15 protein-coding genes are annotated in these 17163 nt (G+C 65.1%); 4 read left to right on the top strand and 11 right to left on the bottom strand.

The annotated features are described in order from the left end of the window. Positions 1 to 5 precede the first annotated feature (5 nt). From ACPYIS_RS11525 to ACPYIS_RS11535, 3 genes are all read left to right on the top strand, one after another. Entirely contained in the window at positions 6 to 1763 is a 1758-nt protein-coding gene (locus ACPYIS_RS11525) for an ATP-dependent helicase (RefSeq protein WP_268969071.1), read from the top strand. A gap of 36 nt (positions 1764 to 1799) precedes the next feature. Continuing rightward, entirely contained in the window at positions 1800 to 2018 is a 219-nt protein-coding gene (locus ACPYIS_RS11530; protein WP_425973613.1) for a helix-turn-helix transcriptional regulator, read from the top strand. Positions 2019 to 2094: 76 nt separating this feature from the next. Beyond that, positions 2095 to 3060, top strand: coding sequence for an IS481 family transposase (locus tag ACPYIS_RS11535; RefSeq protein ID WP_424859323.1), 966 nt, complete (start codon positions 2095 to 2097; stop codon positions 3058 to 3060). On the opposite strand, the gene ACPYIS_RS11540 is transcribed toward ACPYIS_RS11535, so the two are convergent. The 5 genes from ACPYIS_RS11540 to ACPYIS_RS11560 form a co-directional block, all read right to left on the bottom strand. After that, complete coding sequence (locus ACPYIS_RS11540; protein WP_425973616.1) at positions 2944 to 4290, bottom strand: tyrosine-type recombinase/integrase; 1347 nt, start codon at positions 4288 to 4290, stop codon at positions 2944 to 2946. The two genes, ACPYIS_RS11535 and ACPYIS_RS11540, sit on opposite strands and share 117 nt — an antisense overlap. A gap of 287 nt (positions 4291 to 4577) precedes the next feature. Further along, entirely contained in the window at positions 4578 to 6194 is a 1617-nt protein-coding gene (gene guaA / locus ACPYIS_RS11545; RefSeq protein WP_425973617.1) for a glutamine-hydrolyzing GMP synthase, read from the bottom strand. 27 nt (positions 6195 to 6221) lie between these two features. After that, positions 6222 to 7694: an IMP dehydrogenase gene (gene guaB / locus ACPYIS_RS11550; protein ID WP_299022826.1), complete on the bottom strand. Its 1473-nt coding sequence runs from the start codon at positions 7692 to 7694 to the stop codon at positions 6222 to 6224. Positions 7695 to 7782: 88 nt separating this feature from the next. Further along, entirely contained in the window at positions 7783 to 8100 is a 318-nt protein-coding gene (locus tag ACPYIS_RS11555; RefSeq protein WP_299022824.1) for an RnfH family protein, read from the bottom strand. A 1-nt stretch (position 8101) separates the two neighbouring features. Further along, a complete protein-coding gene (locus tag ACPYIS_RS11560) occupies positions 8102 to 8551 on the bottom strand; it encodes a type II toxin-antitoxin system RatA family toxin (protein ID WP_299022822.1) in 450 nt (149 codons plus the stop codon). Positions 8552 to 8584: 33 nt separating this feature from the next. Here ACPYIS_RS11560 and smpB point away from each other — a divergent pair, with 33 nt between their 5' ends. Beyond that, the gene (smpB, locus tag ACPYIS_RS11565; protein ID WP_299022820.1) at positions 8585 to 9067 is read left to right on the top strand and encodes an SsrA-binding protein SmpB; all 483 of its coding nucleotides are present in this window, start codon (positions 8585 to 8587) and stop codon (positions 9065 to 9067) included. Between the two features lie 13 nt (positions 9068 to 9080). Here smpB and ACPYIS_RS11570 read toward each other — a convergent pair whose 3' ends face one another. From ACPYIS_RS11570 to infB, 6 genes are read right to left on the bottom strand one after another with little or no spacing between them, the layout of a single operon-like run. Continuing rightward, positions 9081 to 10214 (bottom strand): enoyl-CoA hydratase/isomerase family protein, encoded by a 1134-nt coding sequence (locus ACPYIS_RS11570; protein ID WP_424894696.1) that lies wholly within the window; start codon positions 10212 to 10214, stop codon positions 9081 to 9083. Next, the gene (locus tag ACPYIS_RS11575; RefSeq protein ID WP_424894697.1) at positions 10211 to 11089 is read right to left on the bottom strand and encodes a DMT family transporter; all 879 of its coding nucleotides are present in this window, start codon (positions 11087 to 11089) and stop codon (positions 10211 to 10213) included. Before ACPYIS_RS11575 ends, ACPYIS_RS11570 begins: the two co-directional genes overlap by 4 nt. Continuing rightward, positions 11086 to 12915: a translational GTPase TypA gene (gene typA / locus ACPYIS_RS11580; RefSeq protein ID WP_299022810.1), complete on the bottom strand. Its 1830-nt coding sequence runs from the start codon at positions 12913 to 12915 to the stop codon at positions 11086 to 11088. The genes ACPYIS_RS11575 and typA overlap by 4 nt, the downstream gene beginning before the upstream one ends. Then, the gene (truB, locus tag ACPYIS_RS11585) at positions 12912 to 13874 is read right to left on the bottom strand and encodes a tRNA pseudouridine(55) synthase TruB (RefSeq protein WP_299022808.1); all 963 of its coding nucleotides are present in this window, start codon (positions 13872 to 13874) and stop codon (positions 12912 to 12914) included. Before truB ends, typA begins: the two co-directional genes overlap by 4 nt. Further along, positions 13871 to 14245, bottom strand: a complete 375-nt coding sequence (gene rbfA / locus ACPYIS_RS11590) for a 30S ribosome-binding factor RbfA (protein ID WP_299022804.1) — start codon at positions 14243 to 14245, stop codon at positions 13871 to 13873. The genes truB and rbfA overlap by 4 nt, the downstream gene beginning before the upstream one ends. A gap of 9 nt (positions 14246 to 14254) precedes the next feature. After that, positions 14255 to 17137: a translation initiation factor IF-2 gene (gene infB, locus ACPYIS_RS11595; protein ID WP_299022801.1), complete on the bottom strand. Its 2883-nt coding sequence runs from the start codon at positions 17135 to 17137 to the stop codon at positions 14255 to 14257. Positions 17138 to 17163: the final 26 nt, after the last annotated feature.

The following is a 17163-nucleotide window of genomic DNA, read 5'->3' on the forward strand; positions in this document are numbered from 1 at the left end:
TGTCAGTGCTCAACCCGTATCAAGCACGAGCCGTCGAGGCAAGCGGTCATTGCACCGTGCTCGCCTGCCCCGGATCGGGCAAGACGAGGGTGCTGTCCGAGCGGGCGTCACGGTTGCTTGCCAGCCATGACATGGGCCGTCTTTGTGCCGTGACGTTCACGCGAGACGCCGCCCAGGAACTGCGCTCGCGTATCCTCGCCTCGTGCGGAGAAGCCCACGCCAAGCGGTTGGCCGTGGGCACCTTTCACTCTTTGGCCTTGGCGCACCTGAGACGCGCTTCAGGGGGCCAGCCCCCGCGCTTGCTCGCTGAAGGGGAGCGCGTGAGCCTGCTGCGTCGCTGCTGGCAACAGCACGGCAGCGAAGAGCCGTTCGATGACCTGGTGCGCGCCATCGACGCCGCGAAGGCCCGCCTGTACCCAGCACCGTTTGCCAACGCCACCCAGGAGGCGGTGTTTCGTGCCTACCAAGACCTGCTGGCGTCCGAAGGCGCCATGGATTTTGCCGACCTGCTGCTGGCGTGCGTGCAGCGCATCGCCAGCGGGCAACTGCCTCCGCTGCCTGTGCGCTGGATGCTGGTCGATGAAGCCCAGGATATGGATGAGGTGCAGATGGAGTGGGTGTTGCTTCATGGCCGCGCTGGCACCGAAGTCACTCTCGTGGGCGACGATGACCAAAGCCTGTATGCCTTTCGCCAAGCCTTGGGCTACTCGGGCTTGCAAAGGGTCACGACGGCGCTGTCGGCAACCGAAACCACGCTTCCGATCAACTACCGCTGCGCAGCCAACATCCTGGACCATGCGGCGCGGCTGATTGCCCACAACCAACATCGGGCAGCCAAGAAAATCATCGCGCACCGGCAAGACAACGGCGAGATTCGGGTGATTCGTTGCCCCGACCGCTGGAGCGAGGTCGATATGGTGGTGGACGCCATCCGCCAGAGTCCGCGAGGCACCCAGTGGGCGGTTCTCGCCAGAACGAACAATATTCTCGATGCGGTCGAGGTCGGCCTGTCGGGCGCTCGCGTCGAGTTCGCCCGCTCCGGGGGTAAGAGCGTGTGGGAGCACTCCATCGGCAGCGTGCTGTGTGGGCTGCTGCGATCCGTGCTCGATGATTCCTGGACGGGCATTGCCAACGCGCTGTCGTTTTGTGGTGTGCAGGCCGGATGGATCAATGACCACTCCCGACGCTCGCGTGGTGGCTGTGTGGCCCGCCTCCATGCCGCCGTGGAACACGCCAGCGATGATGCCACCCGCAAGCTCTTGATGGGCCTGCGCATGGGCATGATCGCATGGCGCGAGCAATCGAGCAAAGATCGAGCGTCGCTGGTGGTGCATGGCGTCGCCGCATTTCTGGCGGAGTACTGCACGCCCCCGCAAGCATCCCTGCTTCGCAAGCTCGAAGGTGCACTCATCAAGTTGAGCGGTTCGCTGGCACAGCGATTGGCATTCGTGACGCGATCCAGCCCCGCTGGCAGGCGGGCACCGCATGTGCACATCATGACCCTGCACGCATCCAAGGGTCTGGAGTTCGACAGCGTGTGGATTGTCGGTTGCGAGGATGGCACCTTGCCTCACGCCGATTCCGACGAGGAAGACGAACGCCGTTTGATGTATGTGGGCATGACTCGGGCGAAAAACCGGTTGGTGGTCAGCAGTGCCGTGGAGGAAGGCCCGCCTTCTCGCTTTCTGGAGGAAGCCGAGTTGGGCCGCAATGACTCAAAAGCGAGCACCCTTGCCCCACAAAATGCTAAATGGGTGGCCTAGATTTTCTGGCAAGAATCGGAATGTAACGGAGATAATATGCGCACCATTCGAGAAGATGAACTCAAAATCCCTGGGAAGGTGCTCATCAACCGCAAGCAGCTTCTAAAGATCGTTCCGTTATCGGATCGGACGATTTTCGATATGGAAAAGCGCGGTGAATTTCCGAGACGATTCACCCTCACTCCGCGATCAGTGGCGTGGGACTTGAGGGAGGTCGAAGCATGGATAGATGTAGGGTTCCGGACGATTGCATAGATCCTTCGCGTCGTGCACTCTTCGTTAGTCGCGCAGTGATGCGAGAGCTGATCGACAACCTCCGGAGCGCTCAACCATGATTATTCGCCTACACAAAAACGCCACCACAACCCCCGCCACCCGCGCCTACATCCAGTCCTCGTCCTTGTCGGTTGCGGCCTTGGCAGCCGAGTTGGGCGTATCCGAAGACACCATCCGCCGCTGGAAGCGTCGGGACTTTGTGGAAGATCGCCCGCATACCGCGCATCGTTTGCAGACGACGCTCACCCCGGCGCAGGAGCTTTTGGTGGTGGAGCTGCGCAAGACCCTCCAGCTACCCCTTGACGATCTGCTGGTGGTCACACGGGAGTTCATCAACCCCCGGGCCTCACGTTCTGGGCTGTATCGTCTGCTCAAGCGCCATGGCCTATCCCAACTGCCCAGTGAAGCCAAGGATGCGCCTGCTTCCAAGCCATTCAAGACCTACATGCCGGGCTACCTGCACATCGACGTCAAGTACCTGCCGCAGATGCCCGACGAACATCAGAGGCGTTATCTCTTCGTCGCCATTGACCGCGCCACCCGTTGGGTCTTCATCCAGATTAAGCCAAACAAGACCGCAGCCGCGGCCAGAAGCTTCCTGAAGGCCTTGCACAAGACCTGCCCGGTCAGAATCACGCACATCCTCACCGACAACGGCAAGGAGTTCACGGATCGCCTCTTCGCCTCAGGCGCGCGCGCACCGTCCGGGAAGCACGAGTTCGATCAGCTCTGCCAGGCCCTTGGCATCGAGCATCGCCTCACCAAGCCCAGACACCCTCAGACCAATGGCATGGTCGAACGCTTCAACGGCCGTATTGCCGAGGTCCTTGCCACCCATCACTTCAACAGCGCCGAGGACCTCGAGACTACCTTGACCCGTTATGTTTGGCTGTACAACCATCATTTACCCCAGAAGGCAATCGGACACATAACACCTCTGGAGGCCTTGAAAAAGTGGTACGCTCAACGCCCCGATCTTTTCATCTTCAAACCACGTAATCGTCCGGGACCTGACAGATAGAGGCGAGGAAGGCGGCGGCACAACGGCCCAAAGCGCCGGGTCGCCCTGTACCCAGCGGTCGATCATGTCAGCCCAGTCCTGAAGCATGATGCGCCGCTGCTCGGCATATTCAGCCTTGTTATAAATCGCTCGTACTCCCTTTTGCTCATGGGCGAGGCACTTCTCGATCCAATCCGTATTGTATCCGGCCTCGTGAAGCAGGGTCGAGGCGGTCCGCCGTAAGTCGTGGACGCAGAACTTTCCCAACGGCTGTCCATCTTGCTGCGCCGCCTTCCACGCAAGAGTCGTCACTTGATTCAGCGTGGCCTTGCTCATTGGAATGTCAGGATCGTAGCGCGACGGCAAGACGTACCGCGACCCGCCTGCGCACGTCTTGAGGGCAACGAAAATATCCAATGCCTGGCGGGACAGGTACACCACGTGCGGACGCTTCCTCTTCATCCGTTCCGCTGGTATGGTCCAGGTCGCCAAGGTAAAGTTGACTTCGTCCCACGTCGCTTCGGTCAATTCCGACTTCCTGACCATCGTCAACAGCAGCAACTTGACCGCCAAGCGGATGGTCGGCGCGGTTGACACGCGCTCCAAGTACTGGTAGAGCAGCCAGATTTCTTGTGGGGTCAGCGCTCGGTCTTTGGGTTCGAAACGCGCAATGGATGTAGGCCGCACGAGTTCGGCGGGGTTTTCATAACGATGCCCGCGATCCAGCGCGTACCGATACACCATGTGGACGACCTCACGCGCATGAACGGCTGTTGCTGGCGCACCCCGTGCCACGATTTTGTCACACAGTGCCCGAAGGTCTTCGTGGCTGATCTCCGTCATCTTGAGCCGGCCAAATGGTTCCTTCAGGTCACGCTCATAGACCGACCGGCGCATGTCTCTCGTGGACTCCGCCATCGGGTAATGCTTGAGCCACAGATCAGCCCACGCGCCGAACGTTTCGGCGTCTCTGATCTTTTGCATCTCCCTGGACTTCTGGCGCGCCGGTGACTTGCCTTCGCTGACCAGCTTCTTTGCGGCCAGGAGCCGCTCCCGCGCTTCGGCTAGTGTGATGCCATCGGGTCCATAACGGCCAAGCACCAGCGTTTCCTGGCGACCATTGAGCCGGTAGTTGTAGCGGAAGGAGATCGTCCCCTTGGGTGTGACGACCACATACAGACCATCACGGTCGGCGACCTTGTATGGCTTCTCCCTGGGCTTGAGGTTGCGAAGTCTGGTGTCGGAGAGCATGTCGATACCATCACCGAAAGAACGCTGAATCCATGCGTTTTTTCGTTTTTTATCAACGTGTTAGCGTGTTCCGATACCATCACGAGCCCTGCGCGTGGCTGATGGTATCCGTTGAACGCGATGTTATCAGCTCTTGTGATGCCAGCAAGAATGCCAGCAAAAATTGCCCGCTTGCCTCTGCTCGACTCTGCCAGACCTTGCTAGAAAATTTTACGATTTCTATTTGTATATCAATGATTTACAGGGCCTTTGTTGCTTGTTTTCGCCAGTCGCCGCAAGACCTCTACTCACTCCCACTCAATCGTCGCCGGCGGCTTGGAGCTGACGTCGTAGGTGACGCGGTTGATGCCGCGCACCTCGTTGATGATGCGGCTGGAGACCTTCTTGAGCAGGCTGTACGGCAGCTCGGCCCAGTCGGCGGTCATGAAGTCGCTGGTCTGCACCGCGCGCAGCGCGACCACGTAGTCGTAGGTGCGCCCGTCGCCCATCACGCCGACGCTCTTGACCGGCAGGAACACCGCGAACGCCTGGCTGACGAGGTCGTACCAGCTTTTGCCTGAGTTCGGCTCGATGGTGGAGCGCAGCTCCTCGATGAAGATGGCATCCGCCCGGCGCAGCAGGTCGGCGTATTCCTTCTTCACCTCGCCAAGGATGCGCACGCCCAGGCCCGGCCCCGGGAACGGGTGGCGGTACACCATGTCGTGCGGCAGGCCCAGCGCCACGCCGAGCTCGCGCACCTCGTCCTTGAACAGGTCGCGCAGCGGCTCCAGGAGCTTGAGGCCCAGCTGCTCGGGCAGGCCGCCGACGTTGTGGTGGCTCTTGATCGTGACGGCTTTCTTGCTCTTGGCGCCGCCGGACTCGATCACGTCCGGGTAGATGGTGCCCTGCGCCAGCCACTGGATGCCCTTGGAGCCGGGGCGCGCGGCCTTGAGTTTTTCGGCTTCGGCCTTGAACACGTCCACGAACAGTCGGCCGATGATTTTGCGCTTTTGCTCCGGGTCGGTCACGCCCGAGAGCTCGCGCAAAAACAGGTCGCTTGCGTCCACGCGGATGACCTTGGCATGCAGCTTGCCGGCGAACATGTCCATCACCATGTCCCCCTCGTGCAGCCGCAGCAGACCATGGTCGACGAAGACGCAAGTGAGCTGGTCGCCGATGGCGCGATGAATCAGCGCCGCGGCCACCGACGAGTCCACGCCACCCGACAGTCCCAGGATGACTTCCTCGTCGCCCACTTGCTGCCGGATCGCTTGCACCGCTTCCTCGATGTGGTCGCGCATGATCCAGTCCGGCCGCGCGCCGCAGATGTCGAGCACGAAGCGCTCCAGGATCGCGCGCCCTTGCACCGTGTGCGTGACCTCGGGGTGGAACTGCACGCCATAGAAGCGCCGCGTCTCGTCGGCCATGCCGGCGATCGGGCAGGCATCGGTGCTGGCCATGAGCTTGAAGCCCGGCGGCATCTCAACCACTTTGTCGCCGTGACTCATCCACACCTTGAGCATGCCATGGCCCTCGGGGGTGTGGAAATCGGCGATATCGCGCAACAGTGCGGTGTGGCCACGCGCACGCACCTCGGCGTAGCCAAACTCGCGCGTGGGCGAGCCCTCGACCCTGCCCCCCAGTTGCTGGGCCATGGTTTGCATGCCATAGCAAATGCCCAGCACCGGCACGCCGAGCTCGAACACCGCATCGGGCGCGCGGTCATCCACCTCGTACACGCTGGCGTGGCTGCCCGACAGGATGATGCCCTTGAGCCGCCCGTCGGCTGCATAGGCCCGCACCCAGTCGTCGCTGACATCGCACGGATGGACCTCGCAATACACGTGCGCCTCGCGCACGCGGCGCGCGATGAGCTGGGTGACTTGCGAGCCGAAGTCGAGAATGAGGATTTTGTCGTGTGCCATCGGGGCGGCCATCCGTCGAGCCAGTGATCAGTCGAGCCGGTAGTTGGGCGCTTCCTTGGTAATCTGCACGTCGTGCACGTGGCTCTCGCGGATGCCCGCGGCCGTGATCTGCACGAAGGCCGCCTTTTGGTGCAGCTCATCGATATTGGCACAACCGCAGTAGCCGAGTGCCGCGCGGATACCGCCCGCCATCTGGAAAATGATGGCCACCACGGAACCCTTGTACGGCACCCGCCCCTCGATACCCTCGGGTACCAGTTTGTCGGCGTTGGGGTTGGCGGTTTCGTCGTTTTCCTGGAAATAACGGTCGGCGCTGCCCGCCTTCATGGCGCCGATCGAGCCCATACCACGGTAGCTCTTGTAGCTGCGGCCCTGGTAGAGGATGACTTCACCCGGTGCCTCTTCGGTGCCGGCAAACATGCCGCCCATCATCACGGCGTGGGCGCCAGCGGCCAGTGCTTTGGCGATGTCGCCGCTGTAGCGGATGCCGCCATCGGCAATCAGGGGCACGCCCGTGCCCTTCAGGGCCTGGGCCACGTTGTCGATGGCCGTGATCTGCGGCACACCCACGCCGGCCACGATACGCGTGGTGCAGATCGAACCGGGGCCGATGCCCACCTTGACCGCATCGGCCCCCGCTTCCACCAGGGCCCGCGCCGCTTCGCCCGTGGCGATATTGCCGCCCACGACCTGCACTTGGGGGTAGTTCTGCTTGACCCAGCGCACCCGGTCCAGCACCCCTTTGCTGTGCCCATGGGCGGTGTCGACCACGATCACATCCACGCCCGCGCGCACCAGGGCCTCGACGCGCTCTTCGGTGCCGGGGCCCACACCCACGGCCGCCCCGACACGCAAGCGGCCACTCTCGTCGCGGGCCGCGTTGGGGAAGTTGAGCTGCTTGGTGATGTCCTTGACCGTGATGAGCCCCTTGAGCTCGAAGGCGTCGTTGACCACCAACAGCCGCTCCAACTTGTGCTTGTTGAGCAACGCCTTGGCCGCCTCGGGCGTGGTGCCTTCGGGCACGGTGATCAGCCGCTCGCGCGGGGTCATGATCTCGCGCACGGGGATGTCCATGCGCGTCTCGAAGCGCAAGTCGCGACCGGTGACGATGCCGACCACCTTGCCACCCTCGACGACCGGAAAGCCCGATACGCCCAGCTCGTTCGACAGCTCAACGACCTGGCGCACGGTCGTCTCAGGGCTGATGACCACTGGGTCGCGCAACACGCCAGACTCGTAGCGCTTGACCTTGGCCACGTGAGCGGCTTGCTCCTGCACCGACAGGTTTTTGTGCACGATGCCGATACCGCCTTCTTGCGCGATGGCGATGGCCAAGCGCGCCTCGGTGACGGTGTCCATGGCGGCGGACACCAGTGGCAGGTTCAGGGTGATGTCGCGCGTCAGGCGCGTGGCGAGTGACGTATCCTTGGGCAGGATTTGCGAATACGCGGGGACCAGCAACACATCGTCGAAGGTCAACGCTTTTCCGAGCAGGCGCATGGGGTTGGCTCCAAAAGCGCTATTGTATGCGGCCACTTGCGCGGCCCAAGACCCAAGGCGGCCCGTGGATGGACCGGATCGACCTCGATCACCGCGGGCGCCGCGACCGCGCGAACAGCCCCGGGGCACGCGCGCCCTGCCGGGCAAACCGCTCGCGTCGGGCGACCTTGGGGTCGACGCGCAGGGGCCGAGTGACTTCCAGCCGGTCGCCGTCGCGCAGGGGCGCATCACGAGCCACGGCGCGGCCCCACACGCTCAAGGCGCGCGGGTCGCGCTGCGCCACGTCCTGCGCATCGGCCCAGCCAGTGTGGGCCAGCGCCTGCGCAGCGGTCGTGCCCTCCGGCAGCTCCAGCATTGCTTCCTGGACAGTGCGCGCCGCGGGCGCCCAAACGACGGTGACACGCACCTCAGGCCCCGTAGATCTGGTCCGCGCGCTTGACGAACGCGTCGACTAAGGTGTTGGCGATGCGATCGAATACCGGCCCCACGAGGGCGGCGAGCACGCTGCTGGAAAAGCCGTAGCGCAGCGTGAACTCGATGCGGCAGGCGCGCTGGGTGCCGTCGCCCACGGGCTGGAACTCCCATACCCCCTCCAGCTCGGAAAAGGGCCCCTCCACCAAGCGCAGGTGAATGCGGCGGTCGGCCTCGTGCACGTTGCGCGTGGTGAAGCGCTTGTGCACGCCGCCAAAGTGCATCCCGATCGACGCGACCATGCCGTCCGGCGTGCGCTCGAGCACTTGGCCGGCATCGCACCAAGGCAAAAATTCGGGATAGCGCTCCACGTCACTGACCAGCTCGAACATTTCGTGCGGGCTGTGCCAGACGAGCACGGACTTGCGTACGGTTTTCGGTTTCATACAATCGTCGGCCCTGTCTGGATTGTAGTTTCTATGCCGAGCAAGCCGTCCCACGCCCACACTGCCAGCCGCATCGCCGAAAACAAAAAGGCGTTCTTCAACTACCACATCGAGGAGCGCTACGAGGCCGGCATCGTGCTGCAGGGCTGGGAGGTCAAAGCCATCCGCGAAGGCAAGGTGCAAATCACCGAGGGCTACGTGGTCGTGCGCGACGGCGAGCTGTTTCTGATCGGCTGCCTCATCCACCCCTTACGCAGCACCTCCACTCACATCCGCGCCGACAGCGACCGCACGCGCAAACTGCTGATGCACAAAGCCGAAATCCGGCGCTTGATCGGCAAGGTAGAGCAAAAAGGCTACACCCTGGTGCCGCTGAACCTGCACTGGAAGGGCAACAAGGTCAAGTGCGAGATCGCGCTCGCGCGCGGCAAGGCGCAGCACGACAAGCGCGACACGATCAAGGAACGCGAGGGCAAACGCGAGGTCGAGCGGGCGATGAAGCACCGGCTGCGCTAAAGCCCGCCGCGCTTCACGCCAAGGCCCGCAGCGGATGCGCATGCGCGGGCCAGGGGCTGTCGAAAAACGGCGCCACCATCTCGGGCGTGACGTCTTCGATGCAGCCGGGGTTCCAGCGCGGCTGATGGTCCTTGTCGACGGCCAGCGCGCGAATGCCTTCGACCGTCTCGCTCTGCGCGGGCGTGCGCCCCAGGTGCAGCGGATGGAAGCAATGCCGTACCAAGTCGCGCTCCAGGCGCAGGTCATCGGCCAACGACAGGTGGCGCGCGCGGCGAATCTGCGCCAGCACCACGTGCAGCATCAACGGGCTGCGCTGGCGCAGCAGGGTTTTGGTCTGGCGGGCCGCCTCGGTGTCGGCGGCCTGCAGGCGCTGCACAATGGCCGCCACCGTCGGCTCGCCAAAGGCCGACTCCACCTCGGTGGGCAGGGGCGCTACCGTGCGCTGCGCGGGTGCTGGCTGCCAGTCGGCACGCGCCATCCACTCCTGCCATGCCGCGAGCCACGCTGGCGGCGTGGCCGCGTCGAGGGTGGCGAGCGCCTCCCAGGCGCGCGGCAGATCGTCGGCGGGCGCGGCCACATCGGCCAAGCCCCAAGCCAGCGCTTGCGGTGCGCCGATCACGGCACCGGTCAGGCCCAGGTACTCGCCCACGTGCCCGGGGCAGCGACTCAGAAAAAACCCGCCGCCCACGTCTGGAAACAGACCAATATTCGTCTCCGGCATCGCCATTTTGGTGCGCTCGGTGACGATGCGGCATGCCGCCCCCTGGCTGATCCCCATGCCGCCGCCCATGACCACGCCATCCATGAATGCGACATAGGGTTTGGGATAGGTGAAGATGAGGTGGTTGAGCGTGTATTCCTCGGTGAAGAAATCCTCCAGCCGCGCGTCGCCCGCCAGCGCCGCCTGGTGGAAGAACCGAATGTCCCCGCCGGCACAAAAAGCGCCGAAAGGCCCGTCCCGCCCCATGCCGCGGATGGCCACGGCGCGCACCTCGGGGTCATCGCGCCATTGCAACAAGGTCGCCGTCAACGCCCGCACCATGCCCAGATCGAGCGCGTTGAGCGCGCGCGGGCGGTTCAGCGTGATGCGCCCCACCCCATTGGCCGTGCGCTCCGCTTGGATGAAATCGCTCCAACTCGCCGTCATGAAAAGGTCTCCTTCCGGTAGGTCCAGCCCAGATGGGCGAACAAGGCCCCCAGCACCAGCGCGCCGCCTTGCCACACGGCGGGCGACGGCACTTCGCCCGCGCCGATCCACGCCAGCAAGATGCCAAACAGCACCTCCAGCAACGCCAGCAATGACACCTCGGCCGGCTTGAGCACGCGCGCACACACCACGGCCAGCACGCAAGGCAGCGCCAATTGAAACAGCCCCAGCCCGGCCAGCCAGGCCACGTCGTGCGCACTGGCCTGCCAGGGCCAAGCGAGCGGCAGGGTGACGGCGGCCGACAGCAACGCCCCCAGCAGCACCGCCGGCACCAGATCGACCCCCTGCCCCTCGCGCTGGCTGCGCTGCACCAGGTTCCAGTTGAACGCGCCCCCCAACGGTGCGCCGAGCGCCACCAAGCTGCCCAGCCAACCGCCGTTGCCGAGCTGTTGGTCGAACATCCAGGCAATACCCGCGCCCGCCACCGCAATCGCAGCCCAGGTGTGCGGCGGTAGCCGCTGACCAAAGAACAGCCGCGACACCAGCGCCGTCAGCAGTGGCCCGGCGGCGAGGGTAATGAGCACGTTGGCCACACTGGTCAGCGCCAGCGCGACCATGAACGCGGTAAACATCACCGCCCAGCACAAGCTCGACAACCACAGCGCGGCGCCGCTGCCGATCAGACGGCGCCAGACGTCTGCGCCTTGCCACACAGGCAGGATCACCGCCAGCGACAGCGCGGTAAATGCACTGCGCCAGAACGTGATCTCGAACGCCTGCGCCTGCTCGAGCTGACGCGTGACGACACCCGCCGTGCTCCAGAGCAACGCGACCGCCACCATCAACACGACGGCCTGGCCGTGACGCAGCGTCATGCCGCGTCCCGGCTGGCGCGCTTGCGCTCGTGCTCCTTCAGGTAGCGCTTGCGCAGGCGGATGCTCTTGGGCGTGATCTCGACCAGCTCGTCGTCTTCGATGAACTCGACCGCGTACTCCAGCGTCAGCTCGATGGGCGGCGTGAGCTTGATGGCGTCGTCCTTGCCGCTGGCGCGGAAATTGGTCAGCTGCTTGGTGCGCACCGGGTTGACCACCAAGTCGTTGTCGCGGCTGTGGATGCCCACGATCATGCCCTCGTAGACCGGATCGCCCGGGCGCACGAACATACGCCCACGGTCGTCGAGCTTGCCCAGCGCGTACGCCACGATCTCGCCATCGTCCTGGCTGATAAGCACGCCGTTCTTGCGGCTGGCAATCTCACCCTTGTACGGCTCATACCCGTCGAAGATATTGGACATCAGGCCCGTGCCGCGCGTGAGGTTGAGAAACTCGGTCTGAAACCCGATCAGGCCGCGCGCCGGAATGCGGTACTCCAGCCGCACGCGCCCGCGCCCGTCCGGCTCCATATTGACCAGCTCCCCGCGGCGCTCGCCTAGCGCCTGCATCACCGCCCCTTGGTGTGGCTCCTCGATATCCACCGTGAGCAGCTCGATCGGCTCGTGGCGCACGCCATCGATGTCCTGGAACACCACGCGCGGCTTGGACACCGCCAGCTCGTAGCCCTCGCGGCGCATGTTTTCCAGCAGAATGGTCAGGTGCAGCTCGCCGCGGCCCGACACTTCGAACACCCCGTCTTCGCTGGTCTCGCGCACGCGCAGGGCCACGTTGCTCTGCAGCTCGCGCTGCAGGCGGTCCCAGATCTGGCGGCTGGTGACGTATTTGCCTTCGCGGCCCGCCAGCGGCGACGTGTTGACGCAGAAGTTCATCGTCAGCGTCGGCTCATCGACCTTGAGCATGGGCAACGGACGCGGATCGAGCGGGTCGCACACCGTCACGCCAATGCCGATGTCCTCGATGCCGTTGATGAGCACGATGTCGCCCGGGCCGGCACTGTCGGCCAGCACGCGCTCCAGGCCCTGGAAGGTTTGCACCTGGTTGATGCGCCCCTTGCGGCGCGGTCCGTCGGGGCCTTCGCACACCAGCACCTCCATGCCAGGGCGGATGGTGCCTGCGTTGATGCGCCCTACCCCGATGCGCCCCACGTACGACGAATAATCCAGCGACGAAATCTGCAGCTGCAGCGGCGCATTGGGGTCGCCCTGGTGCACGGGTACGTGCTGCACGATGGTCTCGAACAGCGGGGCCATGTCGGTCCCCCACGCTTGCCCGGGCTCACCCTCGGTACGCGACGCCCAGCCGTTGAGGCCCGAGGCGTACACCACCGGAAAATCCAACTGCTCGTCGGTGGCCCCCAGCTTGTCGAACAGATCGAACGCGGCGTTGATGACGTAGTCCGGGCGCGCGCCGGGTTTATCCACCTTGTTGACGACGACGATCGGCTTGAGCCCGAGCGCCAGCGCTTTTTTGGTGACGAAGCGCGTCTGCGGCATCGGCCCCTCCTGCGCATCGATGAGCAGCAGCACGCCATCGACCATCGACAGCGCGCGCTCCACCTCGCCGCCAAAATCGGCGTGGCCGGGCGTGTCAACGATGTTGATGTGCGTGTCCTTCCAACGCACGGCGCAGTTTTTGGCCAAGATGGTGATGCCGCGCTCGCGCTCGAGGTCGTTGCTGTCCATCACGCGCTCACCGATCTGTTGGTTGTCGCGGAAGGTGCCGCTTTGGCGCAGCAGTTGGTCGACGAGCGTGGTTTTGCCGTGGTCGACGTGGGCGATGATGGCGATGTTGCGAATGGGTCGGCTCATGATGGGGAAACTTGGGTCAGCCATTGGGCAATTTCGATGGGGGTCAGCAGCCGGTCGGGGATGAGCTCACCCCCTTGGCAATGGGCGATGCCCAGCAAAGCACGGGGGCGTTCCCCGAAGACGGCGACATGCGCCGCGTCGGGCCATGGGCCACGACGGCGCAGGCCCGACAAAAACCGCGCGGCTTCCCGCTCGTTCAACACGATCTCGGGCCAGCCGTGCAACAGCACCTCGGGCGGCCGCACGGCGCACCGCCGCTCGTCCGGTGGCAGGGCTTGCAGCGCATCGACCGTGATGGCGTCGGACAGACTCAGTCCGCCCGTAGCGGTACGCCGCAGCGCGATCAGATGCGCGCCGCACCCCAGCGCCTGGCCGATATCCTCGGCCAGTGTGCGCACATAGGTACCCTTGCTGCAGCGCACGCGCAGCGTCAGGGCCGACGGGTCGTCGGGCACGGGGGCGAGTGTCAGCGCGTGGATGGTCACGCGCCGCGCAGGGCGCTCGACCTCGACACCGGCACGGGCATATTCATACAGGGCACGCCCGTCTTTTTTGAGTGCGCTGTGCATCGGCGGGATTTGTTCGATCTCGCCCGTGAAGCGCCGCGCCACCCGGTCCAGATGTTCGGCCGTGAGCAGCGCGGGATCCACCGGCGCGCGCGCCACCACCTCGCCTTCGGCGTCGCCGGTGCGGGTGCGCACGCCCAGACGCAGCACCGCCTCGTAGCCCTTGTCGGCGTCCAGGTGCACCTGGGCCAGCTTGGTGGCGGCTCCCAGGCAGATGGGCAGCAGGCCCGTGGCCAGCGGATCGAGCGTGCCGGTATGGCCCGCTTTTTCGGCTGCCAGCAGCCACTTGACTTTGGCCACCGCCGCTTGGGCGCTGAGCCCCAGCGGCTTGTCCAACAGCAGCACCCCATGCACGGGGCGCCGCGGCACCCGTGCACGGGGCTCGGCGGTCATGCGGGGTCCTCGTCCTTGCCGCGCGATGCCACCGCCTTGGCGATCAGGGCGTTGAGGTCGGCGGCGCGCTCGATGCTGCGGTCGTACACGAAATGCAAGGTCGGCACGGTGTGGATGTGCAGACGCTTGAAGAGCGCGTTGCGCAGAAAACCCGCGCCCTGGTTGAGCGCCTCTTCGGTCTCTGCCGGATCGCCCACCAAGACGCTGAAATACACCTTGGCGTGCGCATAGTCGGGCGTCACCTCCACCGACTGGATAGTGACCATGCCGATGCGCGGGTCCTTGAGCTCGCGGGCAATCAGCTCGCTCAAGTCGCGCTGGATTTGGTCGGCCACTTGGTGGCTGCGGTGTGGACCTTTGCGGGGGGGCATGTGGGCTCCTTACAGCGTGCGCGCCACTTCCTTGATCTCGAAGAACTCCAGCACGTCACCTTCCTTGATGTCGTTGTAGTTCTTGAGCTTGATGCCGCACTCGAAGCCTTCCTTGACCTCGCGCACGTCGTCCTTGAAGCGCTTGAGCGACTCCAGTTCGCCCGTGTAGACGACGACGTTGTCGCGGATGAGCCGGAAATGAGCCGAGCGCGTGACGTAGCCCTGGGTGACCATGCAACCGGCGACCGTGCCGATTTTGGACGCCACGAACACCGTGCGCACCTCGGCCATGCCGATGACCTCTTCGCGCTTTTCGGGCGACAGCAGCCCGGCCATGGCCGCCTTGATCTCGTCGACCGCGTCGTAGATGATGTTGTAGTAGCGGATCTCGACGTCGGCCGACTCGGCCAACTTGCGCGCATTCGCATCGGCGCGCACGTTGAAGCCGATGATGATGGCCTTGGAGGCGATCGCCAGGTTGACGTCGGACTCGCTGATCCCGCCCACGCCCGCGTAGACCAACTGCACACGCACCTCGTCGGTGGAGAGCTTGAGCAGCGCCGTCGACAGCGCTTCTTGCGAGCCCTGCACGTCGGCCTTGATGATGATGGGCAGGGTCTTGACCTCGCCCGCGGTCATGTCGGCAAACATGTTCTCCAGCTTGGCCGCTTGCTGCTTGGCCAGCTTGGTGCTGCGGTACTTACCCGCGCGGTAGGTGGCGATTTCGCGCGCGCGCCGCTCGTCGGCCATGACCATGAAGTCGTCGCCCGCCAGCGGAACCTCCGCCAACCCCTGGATTTCGACCGGGATCGACGGGCCCGCTTCCTTGACCTGGCGACCGTTTTCGTCGAGCATGGCGCGCACCCGGCCGTACGTCTGGCCCGCCAGCACCACGTCGCCCACGCGCAGCGTGCCGGATTGCACCAACGCCGTGGCCACCGGGCCGCGGCCTTTGTCCAGGCGGGCTTCGATGACCAACCCCTTGGCCTTGGCGTCCACCGGGGCCTTGAGCTCGAGCACCTCGGCCTGCAGCAGCACGTTTTCCAGCAGCTCGTCGATGCCCTGCCCGGTCTTGGACGACACCCCAATGAAGGGGGAGTCACCGCCGTATTCCTCGGGCACGACTTCTTCGGCCACCAGCTCTTGCTTGACCTTCTCGGGGTTGGCGTCGGGCTTGTCGATCTTCGTCAACGCCACCACGATCGGCACCCCTGCCGCCTTGGCGTGCTTGATCGCCTCGCGCGTTTGCGGCATGACGCCATCGTCGGCGGCCACCACCAGGATCACGATGTCCGTGGCCTGGGCGCCGCGCGCGCGCATCGCGGTAAACGCCTCGTGGCCCGGCGTGTCCAGGAAGGTGATGACACCGCGCGGCGTCTCCACGTGATAGGCGCCGATGTGCTGCGTGATGCCGCCGGCTTCGCCCGCAGCGACCTTGGAGCGGCGGATATAGTCCAGCAGCGACGTCTTGCCGTGGTCCACGTGACCCATGACCGTGACCACCGGCGGGCGCGGCTTGGGCTCGCCTTGGTACAGCACGGCCTCCTCTTCCGAAAACGCCTCCGGGTCGTCCAGCGAGGCGGCGATGGCCTTGTGCCCCAGCTCCTCGACCACGATCATGGCCGTATCCTGGTCCAGCGACTGGTTGATGGTCACCATCTGGCCCAGTTTCATGAGCTGCTTGATGACCTCGGACGCTTTGAGTGCCATCTTGTGTGCCAGCTCGGCCACTGTGATGGTCTCGGGCACGTGGACCTCGATGACACGCTGCTCGGCCGTCGCGGGCGACGACGGGCCGCGCCCATCGCGCTCGTCGCGCCCACCGCGGCCGGGTTTGCCCTTGGGGCCGGCACGCCAGTTGCTGCCGCCACGAGCCGGGCCACTGTCACCCCGGGTCTTGAGCTCTTTCTTCTTCGCCGCATCGTCCTTCCAAGACGACGACAAGGCTTCGGATTTGACCTCTTTCTTGGCCGAAGGCGCAGCCGGTGCCGGCGCCGGACGCGCGGGCGTGCCGGCCGGTTTGTGCAGCGTGCCCTTGAGGCCGGGTTTTGCCTCGGCCGCGGGTTTGGGCTCCTCCGGTTTTTTGGCCACCAGCACCTTGCGCGGCTGGGCCATCATGGCGCGAATCGCCTCCGCCTCGGCCAGCGCCTTGCGGCGGCGCTCTTCCAGCTCGCGCGCGCGCGCCTCCTCGGCGGCACGTTCGGCTTCACGCCGGGCCTGCTCGGCCTGCTGCGCGGCTTGGCGCTCGGCAGCCTCTTGCGCCGCCGCGTCGCTCAAGGACGGGTTGGGCGCCTTCTCGGCCGCCGCTGGCGCCACATCGGCGGTGGCGGTGGCTTCGTTGCGAGCGCGCGCGAGCGCCGCCTCGCGCTCGGCACGGGCGCGCGCCTCGGCGGCCTCCCGCGCCAGGCGCGCTTCTTCGGCAGCGCGGGCCTCGGCCTCCTCACGCTCGCGACGTTGGCGGGCCAGCGCCTCCTCTTCCTGGCGCAGGCGCTCGGCCTGCAGGCGCGCCTCTTCCTCGCGGCGCGCCAGCTCCGTCGCCTGCGCCGCTTCCTCCGCCTCCGACACCTCCGGTGCCCGCGTCTCGGTCTCGTCGTCACGCTTGACGAAGGTGCGCTTCTTGCGCACCTCGACCTGGATCGTGCGCGCCTTGCCCGACGCGTCGGCCTGCTTGATCTCAGTGGTCGAACGCTTGGTCAGGGTGATCTTGCGTCGCTCCTGACCCTGGGTGCCGTGGGCCGCCTTGAGGTAGGCCAGCAGGCGCTGTTTGTCCGCTTCGGTCACGGAATCGCTGCCCGCACGCTTGTCCACGCCAGCGGCAGCGAACTGCTCCAGCAGCAGCGAGACGGGTTTGTTCAGTTCGGCAGCGAATTCGGCGACGGTGTTACTCGACATAGGGGGTCCTTCTCCTCGGCTGGGCC

The sequence above is a fragment of the Tepidimonas sp. HKU78 genome, from assembly GCF_049860815.1.
Taxonomy (GTDB): Bacteria; Pseudomonadota; Gammaproteobacteria; order Burkholderiales; family Burkholderiaceae_C; genus Tepidimonas.